Source organism: Siphonobacter aquaeclarae (genome assembly GCF_900103285.1).
Taxonomy (GTDB): Bacteria; Bacteroidota; Bacteroidia; order Cytophagales; family Spirosomataceae; genus Siphonobacter; species Siphonobacter aquaeclarae.
Window position 1 is genome coordinate 90,876 of the sequence record NZ_FNGS01000003.1, and the last position, 17,620, is coordinate 108,495.

The window sequence follows — 17,620 nt, forward strand, 5'->3', positions numbered from 1 at the left end:
GACATTAGGACGCGTCGTCGTCATCGGCCTGGTCGAGCCAGGCCTGGGGCAGGTCTTTCGTTGCCCGCGCGCCGAGCGCCTTGATTTTTTCGGCTGTGCGGAGGAGGTTTCCGCGGCCTTCCGACAGTTTTTTGACGGCTTCGTCGTAGGCGTTTTGGGAGGAGCGCAGCGTCTCCCCCACTTTCGTCAGATCCCGTAGAAAACCTTCGAATTTATCGTACAATTCCCCGCTGAGCCGGGCGATTTCGAGGGCGTTTTTGCTTTGTTTTTCGAATTTCCAGATACTGGCAACGGTACGTAAGGTAGCCAGCAATGTTGTCGGGCTGACGAGTACAATACGTCTTTCCCACGCAAACTGAAACAGCTCGGCATCCCCCTGAATCGCCAGGCTAAAGGCCGGCTCCACCGGCATGAAGAGCAGTACAAACTCCGGTGTCAGGAGGCCTTCCGCCGTCTCATACTTCTTTTCGGCAAGCAGGCGGATATGCGTGCGAACGGATCCCAGGTGAGCCGTAAGATATCGCGTCTTCTCTGCCTCGTCGGTCGCGTTCATGCAGCGCTCATAAGCGGTCAGGGATACCTTGGCGTCGATGATGAGGTGTTTCTGATCCGGAAGAGAAATGACAATGTCCGGTCGGATAAGCTGATTGTCAGCGTTTTGTGTGACAACCTGTGTCTGATACTCTTTTCCCTTTACCAAACCCGACCGTTCAAGTATCCGCTCCAGGATGACTTCGCCCCAGCCACCCTGCTGTTTGGTGTCGCCTTTGAGCGCTTTGGCGAGGTTATCGGCGTCGAGGCTGAGTTTCTGGCTCAGGTCATGCAATTTCCGGACTTCGGCGAGCAGGCTTACCTTATCCCGCAGTTCTTCCTTGTACGTTTCCTCGATTTTTCGTTCGAAGGCCTGAATTTTCTCGCCGAGCGGATTGAGCAGTTGGTGAAGATTGGTCTGATTCTGTTCCGTAAAACGCCTGGATTTTTCTTCCAGCAGGTCATTGGCCAGCAGCCGGAATTGCTTGGAAAGTTCTTCCTGCTGGAAATGAAGCTTGTCTTCGAGGTTGCGGTAATCAGCCTCCAGCGCTGCCAGCTGCCGGTTGAGATCAAGCGTCTGCGTGCGCTCGGAAGCGAGCAGCTGCCGGGTTTGGGTGAGGTCTTCCCGGGCGGTTGCCAGACCCGATTCTGCGACACGAAGGGCGGCCCCCTGCCGCCCCCGCGCGACAAACCAGGCGGCGATTGCCCCCGTAGCCAGCCCGATAAGAAGGAAAAGCAGTTCGTTCACGGTAAAAAAAGGTTCTGCCCCGCTGGACAGAACCGTATTGAGCGTTTGGAAAACCTTACAGGGCTCCCTCTTTCAGTCGTTCTGCGTTTTCCGCAATCCGAAGCTGTTCGATGAAGTCGCCGATGTCTCCGTCCATGACCGCCGGCAGGTTGTACACGGTATAGCCGATGCGGTGATCCGTCACGCGGGACTGCGGGTAATTATACGTCCGGATTTTGTCGGAACGGTCGCCCGAACCCACCATGCTTTTCCGGGCGCCCGAAATTTCAGCCTGCTGCTTTTCCAGTTCCATTTCGTAGAGGCGGGAACGGAGGACCGTCATCGCCTTCTCGAAGTTTTTGATCTGGGACCGTTCGTCCTGGCATTGTACGACGAGCCCTGTCGGCAAGTGCGTCACCCGGACAGCGGAGTAGGTCGTGTTGACCGACTGTCCACCGGCTCCTGACGAGCAGAAGGTATCCTTTCGGATGTCGTTCATGTTGATCTGAACGTCTACTTCGTCTGCTTCGGGGAGTACGGCAACCGACGCAGCCGAGGTATGGATACGTCCCTGAGACTCCGTCGCCGGTACACGCTGTACGCGGTGTACACCGGATTCGAATTTCAGTTTTCCGTATACATCTTCCCCCTGAACGGAGCAGATGATTTCCTTGAACCCGCCGGAGCTGCCTTCGGTCTGGTCCATGACCTGAAACTGCCAGCCCTGGTTCTGGGCGAAGCGCTGGTACATCCGGAAGAGGTCGCCGGCAAAAATCGCGGCTTCGTCTCCGCCGGTACCGCCCCGTACTTCCAGAATGATGTTCCGGCTGTCGTTCGGATCTTTCGGAATGAGCAGTTCCTTGAGCTCCTGCTCAAGGATTTCCTGCTTCGGATTAAGTTCGTCGAGCTCGATTTTCGCAAGCTCCCGGAATTCTTCGTCTTTTTCAGTAGTGAGTACTTCTTTGGCCGAGCTGATCTGGCCGAGGAGGAGGAGGTATTCGTCGTATTTGGCGACGATTTTTTCCAGGTCTTTGTACTCTTTGCTCAGGGATTTATACCGCTTCACGTCGCCGGCTACTTCCGGCTGGACGATCTGCTGAGAGACTTCGTTGAATCGTTCCCGTATGGCTTCTAGTTGCTCAAGCATGGTCTTAAAAAGCCGGAATCTGAAGGTTCCGGTAGGTATTTGGAGCCGAAAAATGGCTGTACGTGGCAAAGATAGCCAATAAAAACCACTTCAGGCAGAACGCAAATACCGGACGTTTTGTTACCCCCGAACCCTGTATACAATTTAACAAACGGAATCGCGTTTATACGGGGATCTATCTATCTTTGCATCGTGAACGTCTTCAGAATCAAAGGTTTGGTCCTATTGCTGGTGCTGTGCAGCTTCTCTGTACAGGCCATCAATATTCCTTTGGTCAGAAGATCGAAAAAAGTGATCATCAACGGCGAAGTAGTACGGGTCCGCGAGCATATTCTGACGTTCAAGGTAAATCCCGAAGTACGCCTGTCCACGTTCGATACCCCCTGGGGCCGCCGGCAGTTTGATATGCTGGGCGATTTCCTCCCTTTCCTGCATTTCCTCAAATCGGACCGGATTTTTGCTCCTCCGTCCTATACGCGCTCCGGGAATCTCTTCAGTGCCGTACCTTTGTCAAAAACACAGGGGTATGGATCTGTTTTTGAGCCGTCGTCTTCGCCCGTTCTGGCTAGCAAGTAATCTTCTTTTGATAGGTATTTTGGTGATTTCCTGCGAATTCAAACGCCTGGATGCGCAGCGCATTCAGCAGGAAATGAAGAGCCAGCAAATCCGGCAGGTTACCGCTGCACAGGTTTCAGCCATCGCTGCCCAATGGGGTGAAAAGATAGCGGCGGAACTCGGCAAGCTTCCCCTGCACGGTATTACCTCCCTGCCCCAGGCCGATTCTCTCGCGAAAACGTATGGCGCCCGGATCCGGTTTGTCAGCAACCTGGCCGACCCGTCGTTTGATGTGAAAACCAGAGAAGTGTTTGACGCCTATCGGTACAACGCAACACATCGCCTACCGCAGGAGAATAACCTTCAGAAGCTGGGAGACGGCAGCGAATGGCTATATACCATTCCGGTTACAGCCGATAAACCCCTGCTCGACGCCGGAAAGGCCGCCGGTTTACCGGCATCGCTTCAGGAAAAGGACCTTGCCGGCGTCTGGACCGTCTATTTCAACAGAAAAGAACTCATACGCCTCGTCAGTCCGAAAGAACTCGACGCCCTTCCCCGTTGAAAATATTGTCAAGATTCCGTCGTTTGCTTACTGTCTTTCAAGGATTCCCCCTGCCAAATGGAAAACCACTCGGATAAAAACATTCAGAACAGCCCGTCTGCCGTGCGCCTGCCTATGTTGCTGGCCGCTACCCTTGCCGGCGGGATACTCATCGGGGCGACTTTTTTCGGCGGGCGACCGGCCTATTCCGGCGATATCGTCCGAAATCTCAACAAATTCCGGGAAGTACTGACCTGGATTGATAATGCCTACGTCGATTCGGTGTCAACCGATACGCTCGTAGACTACGGCCTCGAAAAGATGATGACACACCTCGATCCGCACAGTGTGTACATCCCCCGGAAGGAAGTAGCTGCGGCCAAGTCCCAGCTCGAGTCCGGTTTTGACGGCATCGGCGTCGAATTCAACATTTTCAATGATACTGTTTTTGTCATCAACGCCATTCCGGGCGGACCGTCTGCCCTCGCAGGCATTCGCTCGGGAGACCGCCTCCTGAAAGCCGACGGGACCAGCCTCGCCGGAAAGGACGTAGACAACCGATTGATTTTCAGTAAACTTCGCGGGATGAAAGGATCGGTTGTCAAACTGGATATCCAACGGAGGGGCGAAAAAGACCTGCTGCATTTTAACGTCACCCGCGGTCGCATTCCGTCGTATTCCGTATCCGCCGGCTATCTTATCGACGACAAAACGGGCTATATCAAAATTGACCGGTTTGCCGAGTCAACCTATAACGAATTTCGCCAGGTACTGAGCGACCTGAAAAACCAGGGCATGCAGCGCCTGCTGCTCGACCTCCGTGGTAATGGCGGCGGGTTCAAGGACAGGGCCACTAATATTGTCGACGAACTGGTGGGCGGTAACAAACTGATTGTCCGGACAGACGGCAAGGGTACCCAGTTCGACGAAGAAACGTACGCCCGCAAAGACGGACTGTTTGAAAAGGGACCTGTTGTGCTATTGGTAGATGAAAACTCCGCGTCGGCGTCGGAAATTGTCGCCGGGGCTTTGCAGGACCACGACCGTGCGCTGCTCGTTGGCCGCAGGACGTTCGGAAAAGGACTTGTTCAGACGCCGGTGGATCTTTCCGACGGCTCGGAAATCCGCATCACAGTATCCCGTTACTACACTCCCAGCGGTCGCTGCATACAAAAACCCTATTCGATTTACGACAGTGACGACGAAGACCGTTACAAACACGGAGAGCTGTTTTACGCCGACAGTATTAAACTCGATAAAAAGCAGGCTTTTAAAACCGACGGAGGTCGTACGGTTTATGGCGGTGGCGGTATTGTCCCTGACATCTTTGTCTCGGCGGATACCAGCTACCGCACGCCATACCTGTATCAGCTGGCGGCACGGAATATCATGGCTGAATATGCGTTTAATTATGCCCTGTCGCATAAACAGGACCTGAGTAAGATGCCGTTTCGCGAGTACCTGGGTTCGTTTCAGGTAACCGACCGCATGCTTGCCGACGTTGTTACGATGGCCTCCGCCTCCGGAATCCGCCGGAATGATACGCAGTTTGCCCGCTGCAAGGGGTACCTCAGGGAACAGCTTAAAGCCCTGATTGCGAGCTATATCTGGGAAAAGAAATCAGGAGGCCTTCGTAATGAACTCTATCAGGTGCTGAACGCCAACGATCCGACGTATAAGAAGGCGCTGGCCTGTTTTCCGCAGGCAAGCCAGATGGCCGCAGTGAAATAACCTTCTGTGCATTCTGCGAGAAAAATTAAACCAGCTCACAGAAATCACAGAATACACAGAATAAAAAAACGGCTGTCTCCAGGGGGGACAGCCGTTTTTTATTGAGGCGTTTCTTCTTTCTTCTTCCGGAATTGCCAGGTAATGCCGAGCCAGGTCCGGAAATTTCCTGTTTTAAAATCTTCCCGGGAATAAGGCGAAATCTCAAAAGCCACGCCCAGCTGCGGCACTTTGCTAAGCGGATAAACCCGCGTACCGACACTCAGGAAATAGCCCTGAAGCAACTTAGCATCGCTGTCCACAATCTTTCCGATGATACCCAGGTTGGCTCCTACGCCCGCGTAAAACAGATGGGTTGGCTTCCGGTAAAACGAAACCATCGGGGCGATTTCCGTATTGAGAGACGAAAAAATGGAGTTGGTCTGAAAGCGCGCATCCACCCAGAAGGGATTTTTCGGGTTGCTGCTGACGGTCAGAACGCTGTTGAAGGGGTAGTAGCCGACAGCCGCCTGCGCCTGCAACTCGTGTATTCCGGTTATCAGCAGAAGCAAACCGGAAAGAAAAAAGAATCTCATAGTGCAAGTTTTGCCGCAAATTAGCGATTCCGCGCTAACCCGTTGCCCGAAATCCTAGCGAATTGACTTGCCGGTCCCCTACCTTTGCACAGTCCGCCTGTCTGACAGACCGCGGCGGCTTTCAACATGGGTGTTCTGAAAAAACTGGCTGGTGACACGGCGCTTTACGGTGTCAGCAGCATTTTGGGCCGGGTGATCAACTACCTGTTGGTGCCTTTGCACACGGCCATTTTTTCGTCCGGAAAAATGGCGGAGCAGGTGACCTATTTCGCCTGGGTCGCGCTTTTCAATATCATCTATGTCTTTGGCATGGAGACAACCTTTTTCCGGTTTGCTTCCCGGGAAAAAGAGCGTTTTCAGGAATATTTTAACCGCGCGGTCTCGGCCATTATGGTGGTCAGCGTGATCGGCTCCGGGCTGATCATGGTATTTTCGGACCGGCTGGCGGAGAGCTTCGGGTATCCGGGGCGCGGGCAGCTGATTTCCTGGCTCGCTATCGTGATGATTGTGGATGCCGTCACAGCCATTCCCTACGCCCGTCTCCGCCTCGAAAAACGCCCTAGAAAGTTTGTAGCCGTCCGGATTTCGAACATTCTGCTGAACGTCGGGCTGAACTTCTACTTCCTCTGGTTTTGCCGGCAGATATACCTGGGGGCATTTTTACCGGAACTAAAGGATGTATGGCCGTTCCGTTACGATCCGGAGCTGGGTATCGGATACATTGTCCTGGCGAACCTGATCGCGAACGTCGCGACGGTGCCGCTGCTCTGGCACGAGTTCCGCGGGTTCAAACTACTCCTGAATTGGAAAGCCTTCCGGCCGATGTGGCAATATGCCTATCCGATTCTGATCCTGGGGCTGGCGGGCAATTTCAATCAGCTGTTCGACCGGCTGGTACTCGAACAGTGGCTGCCTGAAGGGTTTTACCCCGGACGTACGTCTGAGGAAGCCCTGGGAATCTACGGAAACGTTTACAAGCTCTCCATCTTCATGAGCCTGGTCATTCAGGCTTTCCGGTATGCGGCAGAACCCTTTTTCTTCTCCAGGGCGGAAGATAAAAATGCTCCCGGGGTTTTTGCAGACGTCATGAAATGGTTCATCATTGCGTCCGTGCTGATCTGGGTGGTCGTTTCGGTCAATCTCGATATCGTCGCCAGCCTGTTCTTGCGGAAGAAAGAATACTGGGAAGGGTTGCCGGTGGTGCCGGTCCTCCTCCTGGCGAATCTGTTTCTCGGAATTTACTATAACCTGACGGTGTGGTTCAAATTGTCAGACCGGACGCAGTATGGAACGCTGCTGACCTTCATCGGGGCGGCGGTAACGCTGGTTGGAAACTTCTTCCTGATACCGGTGCTGGGATATATGGGCTGTGCGGTGACGTTTCTGCTATCCTGCGCGGTGATGATGGTATGCTGCTACCTGCTGGGTGAAAAATATTACCCGATTCCGTATCACCTGCGGTCTGCGTTCGGGTATCTGCTCGGCGGCGGGGCGGTTATCCTAGCCTCACTGCTCCCGATTGAAAACACGTATGCTGCCATCGCTTATCATACGCTGCTGATCGGGTTCTTTTTACTGGGTATACTGGTTGCGGAGCGAAAATCGTTACCAGCGTCTCTACGGAAGAAAATATCCGTTTAGTGATAAAAAATCAGGCCATAAGTCTATATTGCGCCCAGGTTGCGGGTAGAGTGCTTTTTTCACAAAAAGATAAAATTGGGGGCCTGTCATAAAATCCCGAATTTTATTTGGAGGTATTTCGAAAAGCATGTCATACCTTGTCGAAAATTTGTTAAAATCTGTTAAATGTCGGGCGGTGACGTCCTGATTTTGGTCTCTGATTTTTGGTATTTTGTCGGAACCGCTTACTTTTGATCACTTCAATTAAAAAAACACGGATAGGAGATACAACATGCAGCACTGCTCTACGTTAACTAAACTGGAAATACAATGGCAAAAGTCCAATTTAGCGACAGTGAGCTTGTATCGCTATATATCCGTGGAAACGAACGTGCCTTCGAGCACCTGGTAAACCGGTACAAGTCGAAGGTTTATACGACTATTTACCTGATTGTCAAGGACCAGTACGTCGCGGAAGACTTAACCCAGGATACATTTATCAAAGCTGTAGAAACCCTGCAGTCGGGTAAGTACAACGAAGAAGGCAAATTCCTTCCCTGGATTATTCGCATTGCCCACAACCTCGCTATTGACTATTTCCGCCGAGAGAAACGCTATCCCGAAGTGGTGTTTGAAGACGGCAGCAGTGTGTTTAATACGCTGGAATTTGCGGACGACTCGATTGAATCGGCGACGATCCGCAAGGAAACGTATGAATACCTGAAAGAACTCATTACGAGGCTCCCGGAGCCTCAGCGAGAGGTGCTGGTAATGCGGCACTACGAGGACATGAGTTTTCAGGAAATCGCTGATGCCACCGGGGTGAGTATCAATACTGCTTTGGGCCGTATGCGTTATGCTCTCATCAATTTACGCAAGATGATGAGTAAACACGTCCGGAACTATGATACAAACCTTTACTCAAGATGACATCCTTCGGTACGCCTACGAAGAAACAAGCACCGAAGAAAACACGCAGATAGAAGAAGCACTCATGCATGACCACGAGTTGCTCCTTTTCTACCTCGATATTATGGATCTCAAGGCAGGTCTGAATCAGGTGGCCCTTCAGCCTTTGGCACGGGTTACGGATAACATCCTCGCCTACTCCCGGTCGTACCGGACAAAAAGCCAATCTTCCAGACAATCGATCTGAAAGATTGGTTTTTTGGTATATTCGCTAACCCCTCTTCTTTCTGGGAGACGGGGTTTTATTGCTTATGACGAAGAAAGAACGATATCGGGGTCTGATAGCCTACTTCACTGAAAATTTCCCGGAACCCGAAACCGAGCTGCATTACGGAAATCCATATGAACTGCTGGTAGCGGTGATCCTGTCTGCTCAGTGTACCGACAAGCGGGTGAATATGGTTACGCCAAAGCTGTTTGAGCGTTTTCCGGTACCGGAAGCGCTGGCGGAGGCTTCTTCCGACGAAGTATTTGAATACATCCGCTCGATTTCCTATCCCAATAACAAGGCCAAACACCTCGTCGGCATGGCGAAAATGCTGGTGAACGATTTTGGCTCCGTCGTGCCGGGTACAATTGAGGAACTGCAGAAAATGCCGGGAGTTGGCCGAAAAACGGCCAACGTCATCGTTTCAGTTATTTACAACCAGCCTGCCATGGCGGTGGATACACACGTCTTCCGGGTTTCGCACCGGCTCGGACTGGTCCCCAAAACGGCCACGACGCCGCTTGCCGTGGAGAAAGAGCTGATGAAACATATCCCGACCGAACTGGTGCCGAAAGCCCACCACTGGCTGATCCTGCACGGACGGTACATATGCCTCGCCCGGACGCCGCAGTGCAGCCGCTGCGAAATCAAGGCCTTTTGCAAGTATTGGGAGACCATTTCCGGCGGAAAACGGCTGCCGGGTTGAAAAAATAAAACAGCCTGTACGACCCATCTATTTTTCATGCACCTTTGCGGAGCCGTGAAATCCCAGAAAAACCCTGTGATCTATGTTTAATCTGACGCCGGCTGTCCGGGCCATACTCCTCGCGAACGTCGCGCTGTTTGCGGCCGAAAGCCTGGTCTTTCCGAACCTGGGAAACCTCCTGGGGCTGCATAATTTCGAATCTCCGCTCTTTCTGCCGTTTCAGTTTGTCACGCATATGTTCATGCACGGGGGCTTTGGCCACCTGTTCAGCAACATGTTCGCACTCATTATGTTCGGCCCCGGGCTGGAGAATCTGTGGGGAACCAAGCGTTTTACCTTTTTCTATTTTTTTACCGGAATCGGTGCGGGCCTGCTTTACTCAGGCGTCAATTACTACGAAATCGGTCAGATCAAGGACGCCGCGCTGGCATTCGTTCAGGATCCGGATCCGACGAACTTCGCCGGGTTCATGAATGATTATGCCCCTCTGCTTCAGAATGAGCCGCTTATCCAGCGCTACCTGAGTAATCCTGACAATGTCATGTTGCAGAAACAGGTGGTACTTCTGACCCGGGAATACGTCAATATGGTGGTCAATATTCCGATGGTCGGGGCCTCCGGCGCGATCTTCGGAATCCTGATGGCGTTCGGAATGTTATTCCCGAATACATTGTTGTTTTTGTTGTTCATTCCCTTTCCCATTAAGGCCAAATATTTTGTAGCTTTATATGGGCTGTATGAGCTGTACTCGGGTTTACACCAGAATCCGGGGGACAATGTCGCCCACTTTGCCCACGTCGGCGGGATGTTGTTTGCCTTCATCCTGATCCGGTACTGGGCCCGTCAGCGTAAGAATTTCTATTAGGCAGGCACTGTTTTTTTATTTCGGAAAAGCTGCGGAAAGCCGGGAGTTCGTATATGGTATTCTCCGGTATTTATTTCTATCTTATTTCGTGCTATGAGCGGCTTTATTGACGACATCAAGGAGGCGTTTTCACGCAGGGACAATGGGCTCATCCAGCTCATCCTGATCAACGTGTTCGTCTTTCTGGGGTTGCTCGTGCTGCAGGTGAGTTTCAGCCTTTCGGGGAAAGAATCCTATTACACGCTTGTCCTGGACCAGCTTGCCCTGAAACCGAACCCGGCCCACCTGCTGTACAAGCCCTGGACCCTCCTGACCTACTGTTTTGTCCACCAGAATATCCTGCATATTCTGTTCAACATGCTTTTCCTGTTCTGGTTCGGACAACTGGTGCAGGAATACCTGGGAAGCCGCCGGCTGGTCAGTCTGTATATGCTGGGGGGATTGGTGGGAGGATTGACATTTGCCGCGCTTTACAACCTGGTTCCGCTGTACCGGCACTGGCTGGATATGCCGAATGTCGGAGCCTCCGGAGCAGTATATGCCGTGATGCTGGGTGCTGCGACGTTGTTGCCGAACTATACCTTTCACGTCCTGATCATCGGACCGGTGCGGATCAAGTATATCGCGGCATTCTTTGTGGTGGTTTCCTTTGCTCAGATACCAGGGTCGAATGCGGGCGGTAACATTACGCACCTCAGCGGCGCGCTGTTTGGCTATCTGTATATCCGGATGCTGCGCCGTGGCACTGACCTGGGCCAGCCCGTGGAAGCCGTACTGGACTTTTTCAAGCGCCTGTTCTCCCGTGAGCCCAGGCCCCGGATGAAGGTCAAATACCGGTCTCAGACCCGTACGACCTACACCGCCTACAGCACAACCGCCGAAGAGTTTCCCGATGATGACGAGATAGACGCCATCCTGGATAAAATTTCCAAGTCAGGTTATGAAAGTCTCACCCGGGAAGAAAAACAAAAGCTCTACAAGGCCAGCCAGAAAAACTGACACGACCTGCCTCTCCTGTTCAAAAGGAGGGGCTTTTTCTATACCAACCGTTTTGCATTACCTTTGTCCTCTTTTTCAAGGGTATGCCTGAAAAGAAACAATTCGTAGCCCCCACCCGTTGAGGTGTTACATTTCATCCAAACCAACTGGCCGGCAGCCAGTTGATTGATTCGTCCCAATGCAATGCTCATAAAGCCTGGTCCGTTGCTTGCTCAGATCGATACCCCCGAAGAGCTGCGAAAACTCGATAAGTCGCAATTGCTTCAGGTATGTCAGGAAGTAAGGCAATTTATCGTCGATAATGTCTCCGTTTACGGAGGCCATTTTGGAGCCAGTTTAGGCGTTGTTGAACTCACCGTTGCGCTTCACTATGTGTTGAATACGCCGGAGGATCAGCTCGTTTTCGACGTCGGGCACCAGGCATACGGACACAAAATTCTGACCGGCCGTCGCAGCCGGTTTCATACCAACCGCTTTTACGGTGGCCTTTCCGGTTTTCCGAAACGCAAGGAGAGCCCGTATGACGCGTTTGGCGTAGGCCACTCGTCGACATCGATTTCCGCCGCCCTCGGCATGTCGGTCGGCGCGGTACACAACGGCAAAAAAAACCAGCAGCACGTCGCAATTATCGGCGATGGCGCTATGACCGGCGGTATGGCCTTCGAAGCCATGAACCATGCCGGCTCGCTGAAAGATACCAACCTGCTGATTGTCCTCAACGACAACTGCATGAGCATTGACCCGAACGTCGGGGCGCTCAAGGATTACCTGACCGACATCACCACGTCCCATACCTACAACCGGGTGAAAGACGAGGTCTGGAACCTGCTCGGGAAGATGAGCAACTTCGGGCGGACGGCGCAGGAAATCGTTTCCAAGATTGAAAGCGGTCTGAAGGCGACGCTCCTTCACCAGAGTAACCTCTTCGAATCCCTGAATCTCCGGTATTTCGGACCGGTGGACGGGCACGACGTAGATCACCTGGTCGAGATTTTCTCCGACCTGAAAGATGTACCCGGACCGAAGATCCTCCACTGCGTGACGGTCAAAGGCAAGGGCTACGGCCCGGCCGAAAAAGACCAGACGAAGTGGCACTCTCCCGGGAAATTCGACAAGATTACCGGCGAAATTTTCAAGAAAGTCTACGAAAAACCCCAGCCTCCGAAGTATCAGGAGGTTTTCGGTCATACGTTGCTGGAGCTGGCCCAGGCAAACCCGAAGATCGTCGGAGTAACGCCCGCCATGCCCAGCGGTTCATCCATGAATATCATGATGAAAGCGATGCCGGACCGGGCCTTTGACGTAGGCATCGCCGAGCAGCATGCGGTGACCTTCTCAGCGGGGATGGCTACGCAGGGGTTGACAGTATTCTGCAATATTTACAGCACATTCATGCAGCGGGCGTATGATCAGGTGATCCACGACGTCTGTATTCAGGAGCTTCCGGTGGTATTTTGCCTCGACCGGGCCGGCCTTGTCGGTGCCGACGGACCGACTCACCACGGCGCCTACGACATTGCGTTTATGCGTTGCGTGCCGAACATGATTGTTGCTTCGCCAATGAACGAGCAGGAGCTGCGCAACCTCATGTATACCGCTCAAAGTGAGGAAGTTCAGTCCGGACATCAGGCCTTCACGATCCGGTACCCCCGGGGCGAAGGCGTTATGCCGGATTGGCGGACGCCCTTCGAGAAGGTGGAAATCGGTACCGGACGGAAAGTACGGGATGGGGAAGAAGTCGCGATCCTGACGGTAGGTCCTATCGGTAATTTCGTTGCCGAAGCCTGCAAAAAGCTTGAAAAAGAAGGGTTATCACCGGCGCATTATGACCTGCGCTTTGTGAAACCGCTTGATACCCGGTTGCTCCACGAAGTATTCCGGCGTTTTGATAAAGTCATTACGGTTGAAGACGGATGCCTGACCGGCGGCGTAGGTTCTGCTATTGTGGAATTTATGACGGATGAAGGCTACTCGGCGCGGATCAAACGCCTGGGTATTCCGGATGGAATCGTCGAACACGGAGAGCCGGCCGAGCTGTACCGGGAATGCGGTTTCGATGCGGAAGGCATCGCCCGGGCTGTCCGGGAAATGGCCGCTGTCAGCCTGGTTCGCTAGTCGCTGTTTCAGTCAAACACTATTGATCGGCCCGTTCCCGTTTTGGAACGGGCTTTTTGCTCATTTTTTCAACGAAAAGACCACATGGAAGAGAATGAAAAACTCGACCGGATCGTCGAGGCACGCCTGAAACTGAAAGCCCGCTTCGAGGAAAAAATGAAGCAGACGCCTTCGCAGGCCGACGCCCGGCCGATGGGTTCCGGCGATCCGAACCGCCACGGTATGCCGGTCGTGCCGGTAGGTCAGACGCTGACGCAGAAATGGCCCGTACTCGATCTGGGATACCACCCGAGTATTTCCCACGACCGCTGGCGCCTGATTATCGACGGCGAAGTGGAAAACCCCGTTACGCTGACGTGGGAAGAGTTTATGGCCCTACCGCAGACGGATGATACCTCCGATTTTCATTGCGTCACAACCTGGTCCAAGCTGGATATGCCCTGGCAGGGAGTCCGGTTCATGGACCTTGCGGCGCTGGTACACCCGCTGGAAACAGCCACGCACGTATTGTGCTACGGGTATGATACGTATACGACCAACCTGTCGCTCGAAGAAGCCCTCAAGCCGGATGTACTCCTGGCTCACACCGTATACGGAGAACCGCTCGCGAAGGAACATGGCGGTCCGGTCCGGATGGTAACGCCGCAGTTGTACGCCTGGAAGGGGTCCAAGTGGATCAAGCGGCTCCAGTTTCTGCCGCAAAACAAGCTTGGATTCTGGGAAGAACGCGGATACTCCAATACTGCCTACCCCTGGCGAAACGACCGATACAGCTGATCTATGAAACAGTTCCTGCTACTCTTATGCGGTATGGTCCTGAGCGGCGCCGTACAGGCACAAAAACCGGCCCCGCTGGCGATTGAAGTCGGCCGGCCCCGTGAAATTGTTTTGGCGGCCAACCCGTCAACCGGCTATCACTGGCAATATGCAGTGGGAGACTCGTCGGTGTTACAGGTGAAGAGCCGGTACGTCGCGTCGGCGCCCGCCCGCATAGGTTCCGGTGGAGAAGAGCGGTTTACGCTGACCGGATTGAAAAAAGGAACCAGCCTGTGGGTACTGTCATATGTTCCGCCCGGACGAAATCAGAAGGCCTCCCGGGTAATGAGTTACATCGTACATGTGAAATAGCGGGGCCTCTTCACTGACACCTGATTTTTCGTAACTTGCGGCCCCGGCGGAGAAGGGTCTTCGCTCCGGAGCCGCCGGATATGGGCCGGAAGGCAAATAACCAATCTGATTTTATGACCATCCATCGCGAAGGAATTGCCACACTGTCTCTGGCTCTGGTTGTCCTGCTGGCGCTCAATGCGACGGTAGCCTACCTCTTCCCTGAGCAGACGCTGTTCCGTCAGCTGTTTATTTTTGCCAGTATCATTGTTTACCTCCTTGTGCTGCAATTTTTCCGGAATCCGCGACGGACGACGGTGCAGAACCCCAAACACATCATCGCTCCGGCCGACGGCAAGGTAGTGGTGATCGAGGAGACCGTAGAGACGGAATATTTCAACGAACCGCGGCGGCAGGTGAGTATCTTCATGTCACCGGTGAACGTACACGTCAACCGGAGCCCGATTTCCGGTATTGTGTCATTTTTCAAATACCATCCGGGTAAATACCTGGTAGCCTGGCACCCGAAGTCGTCAACCGAAAACGAACGTACGACGATCGTTGTCCGGCATCCTTCCGGTACAGAAGTACTTTTCCGGCAGATCGCCGGCGCGCTGGCCCGTCGTATCTGCTGGTACGTGAAGGAAGGCGATCAGGTCACACAGGGAGAAGAATTCGGCTTTATCAAATTCGGAAGCCGGGTGGATATCTTCCTGCCTCTCGACGCGAAGATCCTCGTGCAGCTGGGCGATAAGCCGGTTTCGGGAGAGACCGTCATCGCCGAACTCGCCTGAAACGGTACGCATTTCCCCCAAAACAGACGAGACCCACTCTGAGACACACAGGCCCGGAATTCCGGGCCTGTTTTTTTTGTCCGCTTCTCCCGAAAAAAAACTAAAAAACCTTCCAACGTTCTGGGAATCAGGAGTGTCATGGCGTTGACAAACGCTAATAACCTCCTCTGTCATGCATTTCCGGCGTCTCGTTGTTTCACTGATCGTTTTTCTGGCTTTCTCCTGCGGAAAAGACTCCGTGGCGGAGCAGGACTCCGAACGCCTCCGGCAACTGGAGCAGGAAATCCTCGCATTTATTCAGGACAAAGCCTGTACCGGAGACCGGGTCTGCGGAACGATCGCTTTTGGCGCCAAACCCTGCGGCGGGCCGTGGAAATACCTGGTCTACTCACTCAAGGCTGCCGACGTCGCAGCGCTGGAACAAAAGGTCAAGGGCTACAACGAACTCAACGGTAGTATCAACAAACGCCAGGGGCTTATTTCCGACTGCGCGCTGGTTGTTCCTCCCGCCGTTAGTTGTCAGGATGGACAATGCAAACCCAACACGAACCAATAACCTATGAAAAAACAACTACTTTTTCTCCTGATGGCCGTCTGCGGTCTTACCTCCTGTGAAGACAATTGCCAGCAGACACAGGTCTCGCGCCGCCTGAATCCCTTTCAGATACCCCTGGCGCAGTTGCGCGCTGCCGGCAGCGTCAATGTCCGGGAAGCGATGGAACTGGAAAAACCAGGAAAGATCTATGTCAGAGGGAACGTCCTGTTCATCAACGAAATCAAAAAGGGTGTTCACATCATTGACAATACTGATCCGAAGAATCCCCGGAACCTCTCTTTCATCGAAATACTGGGCAATGCGGATATCGCGGTGAAAGGGAATGTACTCTACGCCGACAGCTACACCGATTTTCTCGTCTTCGATATTTCCCAACCCACGCAACCGAAGCTGCTGAACCGGGTGGAAAATGCCTTTACCAGCGGAATGGTCGAGGGAGTCAACTGGTATTCAGATCTGTACAACCCGCAGGGCGCAAGCACGATAACGGACTATACCGTAACCCTCGAAACGACCGTAGTTGAAACCGACTGCGACGGTGGAACCGGCTGGCGCGGAGGCCCCGTGTTCATGGATTTTATGTCTCTCGGCGCCTATAGCCAGAACTCCGGATCGCCCGGCAATCAGGGCAGCGGCAAGGCCGGATCGATGGCCCGTTTCGCGATTGTCGACAATATTCTGTACGCGGTGACGAACCAGAATATGCAGCTCTTTGACATCAGTGCGCCGGCCAGCCCGAATAAAGGGAAATCTGTGTCACTCGGCTGGGGTATTGAGACGATATTTCCGTACGAAGACCGGCTTTATGTAGGATCGACAACCGGCGTTCAGATCTTTTCCAACGCCGATCCGACGAATCCGATCCGCGTGTCGACGCTGTCGCACGCACGGGCATGTGACCCGGTAGTGGTGCACGGCAACTATGCGTATGTGACCTTACGGGCCGGGGAATCTACCTGCGGTACGTCCCAGAATAACCAGCTCGACCTCATCGACGTCACCAGTATGTACAGCCCCAAGCTGGTCAAAACCTTCTCCATGCAGAATCCCTATGGCCTCGGAATCAACTATCCGACGCTGTTTGTCTGCGAAGGCAACTATGGCCTGAAATCGTTTGACGTGAGCGATCCGCTTCAGCTTGACAAGAAAATGCTGAATCATTTCAAAGGCATGAACGCCTTCGATGTGATTCCGCTGTCGAACAAGCTGCTCATGCTGGTCGGACGGGATGGTTTTTACCAGTATGATTACAGCGACCGGAATAATCCCCAGTTACTGAGCCGTATTCCTGTCCGTAGAAAAGACATCTGATCCATGAAAAGACTCTTGTGGATCCTTGCCGGGCTGCTTCCCCTGGCAGGTATGGCGCAGACGCCCGCCAAAAGGGGGTTTACCAGCCAGATCGAGATGGGCGTACTCCTGGGGCAGGTAAGTACGGACAATAATGCTCCTTCCAGCCGGACAAGCTTTACAGCCAGCCTGTTCAACGGCTACCGGATATTTCCGGCTCTGGCGGCAGGGGTTACTGTGGGCGCCGACTGGTACCGGACGAAGACCGTCATTCCGCTGTCGGTTGGCCTGCGCGGAGATTTCCTCCGAAATGCGAAGGTGACGCCATTCTACGCAATCGACGTAGGCAAGGGAATGACCTGGTTTATGCGGGACAAGACCCTGACCGAACAACGGGGCGGATGGCACATCAACCCGGCCCTGGGTATCCGGATAGCAACCGGAGGCCGGTCTTCCATTACCTGGAGCATCGGGTACAAATACCAGGAACTCTATGGCCGCCGTGACCTCAGTATGGACGAGTACATCGCAACGGACTATCACTACAACCGCATGTCCCTGCGCATGGGGATGAGCTTTTAGCG

General features: G+C 53.4%; 19 protein-coding genes. 16 read left to right on the plus strand and 3 right to left on the minus strand.

What is annotated here, in order from left to right:
• Window positions 1–4: 4 nt before the first annotated feature.
• Window positions 5–1,279, minus strand: coding sequence for a DNA recombination protein RmuC (locus BLR09_RS07585; RefSeq protein ID WP_093199937.1), 1,275 nt, complete (start codon window positions 1,277–1,279; stop codon window positions 5–7).
• Between the two features lie 55 nt (window positions 1,280–1,334).
• Entirely contained in the window at window positions 1,335–2,405 is a 1,071-nt protein-coding gene (prfA, locus tag BLR09_RS07590) for a peptide chain release factor 1 (RefSeq protein WP_093199940.1), read from the minus strand.
• Between the two features lie 192 nt (window positions 2,406–2,597).
• Between prfA and BLR09_RS07595 the strand changes: the two genes are divergently transcribed.
• From BLR09_RS07595 to BLR09_RS07605, 3 genes are read left to right on the plus strand one after another with little or no spacing between them, the layout of a single operon-like run.
• Window positions 2,598–2,981, plus strand: a complete 384-nt coding sequence (locus BLR09_RS07595) for a hypothetical protein (RefSeq protein WP_093199942.1) — start codon at window positions 2,598–2,600, stop codon at window positions 2,979–2,981.
• Between the two features lie 7 nt (window positions 2,982–2,988).
• A complete protein-coding gene (locus BLR09_RS07600; RefSeq protein WP_218126629.1) occupies window positions 2,989–3,525 on the plus strand; it encodes a hypothetical protein in 537 nt (178 codons plus the stop codon).
• A 57-nt stretch (window positions 3,526–3,582) separates the two neighbouring features.
• On the plus strand, window positions 3,583–5,235 hold the full coding sequence (locus BLR09_RS07605) for a S41 family peptidase (protein ID WP_093199947.1): 1,653 nt from the start codon (window positions 3,583–3,585) through the stop codon (window positions 5,233–5,235).
• A gap of 98 nt (window positions 5,236–5,333) precedes the next feature.
• On the opposite strand, the gene BLR09_RS07610 is transcribed toward BLR09_RS07605, so the two are convergent.
• The gene (locus BLR09_RS07610) at window positions 5,334–5,807 is read right to left on the minus strand and encodes a hypothetical protein (protein ID WP_245689883.1); all 474 of its coding nucleotides are present in this window, start codon (window positions 5,805–5,807) and stop codon (window positions 5,334–5,336) included.
• 126 nt (window positions 5,808–5,933) lie between these two features.
• Here BLR09_RS07610 and BLR09_RS07615 point away from each other — a divergent pair, with 126 nt between their 5' ends.
• The 13 genes from BLR09_RS07615 (at window position 5,934) to BLR09_RS07675 (ending at window position 17,618) form a co-directional block, all read left to right on the plus strand.
• Entirely contained in the window at window positions 5,934–7,448 is a 1,515-nt protein-coding gene (locus tag BLR09_RS07615) for a lipopolysaccharide biosynthesis protein (RefSeq protein ID WP_093199949.1), read from the plus strand.
• Between the two features lie 309 nt (window positions 7,449–7,757).
• Window positions 7,758–8,357, plus strand: coding sequence for an RNA polymerase sigma factor (locus BLR09_RS07620; protein ID WP_093199952.1), 600 nt, complete (start codon window positions 7,758–7,760; stop codon window positions 8,355–8,357).
• Window positions 8,332–8,583, plus strand: coding sequence for a hypothetical protein (locus BLR09_RS07625; RefSeq protein ID WP_093199954.1), 252 nt, complete (start codon window positions 8,332–8,334; stop codon window positions 8,581–8,583). Before BLR09_RS07620 ends, BLR09_RS07625 begins: the two co-directional genes overlap by 26 nt.
• Before the next feature lie 64 nt (window positions 8,584–8,647).
• Entirely contained in the window at window positions 8,648–9,310 is a 663-nt protein-coding gene (gene nth / locus BLR09_RS07630) for an endonuclease III (protein WP_093199957.1), read from the plus strand.
• 82 nt (window positions 9,311–9,392) lie between these two features.
• Window positions 9,393–10,175 (plus strand): rhomboid family intramembrane serine protease, encoded by a 783-nt coding sequence (locus tag BLR09_RS07635; protein WP_093199959.1) that lies wholly within the window; start codon window positions 9,393–9,395, stop codon window positions 10,173–10,175.
• A gap of 93 nt (window positions 10,176–10,268) precedes the next feature.
• Entirely contained in the window at window positions 10,269–11,174 is a 906-nt protein-coding gene (locus tag BLR09_RS07640; RefSeq protein ID WP_093199962.1) for a rhomboid family protein, read from the plus strand.
• A 183-nt stretch (window positions 11,175–11,357) separates the two neighbouring features.
• Window positions 11,358–13,289: a 1-deoxy-D-xylulose-5-phosphate synthase gene (gene dxs / locus BLR09_RS07645; RefSeq protein WP_093199964.1), complete on the plus strand. Its 1,932-nt coding sequence runs from the start codon at window positions 11,358–11,360 to the stop codon at window positions 13,287–13,289.
• An 84-nt stretch (window positions 13,290–13,373) separates the two neighbouring features.
• Entirely contained in the window at window positions 13,374–14,066 is a 693-nt protein-coding gene (locus BLR09_RS07650; protein WP_093199967.1) for a molybdopterin-dependent oxidoreductase, read from the plus strand.
• 3 nt (window positions 14,067–14,069) lie between these two features.
• A complete protein-coding gene (locus BLR09_RS07655; protein ID WP_093199971.1) occupies window positions 14,070–14,417 on the plus strand; it encodes a protease inhibitor I42 family protein in 348 nt (115 codons plus the stop codon).
• Window positions 14,418–14,530: 113 nt separating this feature from the next.
• Window positions 14,531–15,190, plus strand: a complete 660-nt coding sequence (locus tag BLR09_RS07660) for a phosphatidylserine decarboxylase family protein (RefSeq protein ID WP_093201364.1) — start codon at window positions 14,531–14,533, stop codon at window positions 15,188–15,190.
• A gap of 172 nt (window positions 15,191–15,362) precedes the next feature.
• Window positions 15,363–15,746 carry a hypothetical protein gene (locus BLR09_RS07665; RefSeq protein ID WP_093199975.1) on the plus strand — a complete coding sequence of 128 codons (384 nt, stop codon included), beginning with the start codon at window positions 15,363–15,365 and terminating at the stop codon, window positions 15,744–15,746.
• Between the two features lie 3 nt (window positions 15,747–15,749).
• Complete coding sequence (locus BLR09_RS07670) at window positions 15,750–17,057, plus strand: LVIVD repeat-containing protein (protein ID WP_093199979.1); 1,308 nt, start codon at window positions 15,750–15,752, stop codon at window positions 17,055–17,057.
• A gap of 3 nt (window positions 17,058–17,060) precedes the next feature.
• The gene (locus BLR09_RS07675; protein WP_093199982.1) at window positions 17,061–17,618 is read left to right on the plus strand and encodes a hypothetical protein; all 558 of its coding nucleotides are present in this window, start codon (window positions 17,061–17,063) and stop codon (window positions 17,616–17,618) included.
• Window positions 17,619–17,620 lie beyond the last annotated feature (2 nt).

Bases quoted from the DNA above. Each gene is read 5' to 3' on its own strand.
- BLR09_RS07640 (WP_093199962.1), top strand. From the start codon at position 10,269: ATGAGCGGCTTTATTGACGACATCAAGGAGGCGTTTTCACGCAGGGAC.
- nth (WP_093199957.1), top strand. From the start codon at position 8,648: ATGACGAAGAAAGAACGATATCGGGGTCTGATAGCCTACTTCACTGAA.
- BLR09_RS07650 (WP_093199967.1), top strand. From the start codon at position 13,374: ATGGAAGAGAATGAAAAACTCGACCGGATCGTCGAGGCACGCCTGAAA.
- BLR09_RS07670 (WP_093199979.1), top strand. From the start codon at position 15,750: ATGAAAAAACAACTACTTTTTCTCCTGATGGCCGTCTGCGGTCTTACC.
- BLR09_RS07665 (WP_093199975.1), top strand. From the start codon at position 15,363: ATGCATTTCCGGCGTCTCGTTGTTTCACTGATCGTTTTTCTGGCTTTC.
- dxs (WP_093199964.1), top strand. From the start codon at position 11,358: ATGCTCATAAAGCCTGGTCCGTTGCTTGCTCAGATCGATACCCCCGAA.
- BLR09_RS07620 (WP_093199952.1), top strand. From the start codon at position 7,758: ATGGCAAAAGTCCAATTTAGCGACAGTGAGCTTGTATCGCTATATATC.
- prfA (WP_093199940.1), bottom strand. From the start codon at position 2,405: ATGCTTGAGCAACTAGAAGCCATACGGGAACGATTCAACGAAGTCTCT.
- BLR09_RS07660 (WP_093201364.1), top strand. From the start codon at position 14,531: ATGACCATCCATCGCGAAGGAATTGCCACACTGTCTCTGGCTCTGGTT.
- BLR09_RS07675 (WP_093199982.1), top strand. From the start codon at position 17,061: ATGAAAAGACTCTTGTGGATCCTTGCCGGGCTGCTTCCCCTGGCAGGT.
- BLR09_RS07625 (WP_093199954.1), top strand. From the start codon at position 8,332: ATGATACAAACCTTTACTCAAGATGACATCCTTCGGTACGCCTACGAA.
- BLR09_RS07635 (WP_093199959.1), top strand. From the start codon at position 9,393: ATGTTTAATCTGACGCCGGCTGTCCGGGCCATACTCCTCGCGAACGTC.
- BLR09_RS07655 (WP_093199971.1), top strand. From the start codon at position 14,070: ATGAAACAGTTCCTGCTACTCTTATGCGGTATGGTCCTGAGCGGCGCC.
- BLR09_RS07605 (WP_093199947.1), top strand. From the start codon at position 3,583: ATGGAAAACCACTCGGATAAAAACATTCAGAACAGCCCGTCTGCCGTG.
- BLR09_RS07615 (WP_093199949.1), top strand. From the start codon at position 5,934: ATGGGTGTTCTGAAAAAACTGGCTGGTGACACGGCGCTTTACGGTGTC.
- BLR09_RS07610 (WP_245689883.1), bottom strand. From the start codon at position 5,807: ATGAGATTCTTTTTTCTTTCCGGTTTGCTTCTGCTGATAACCGGAATA.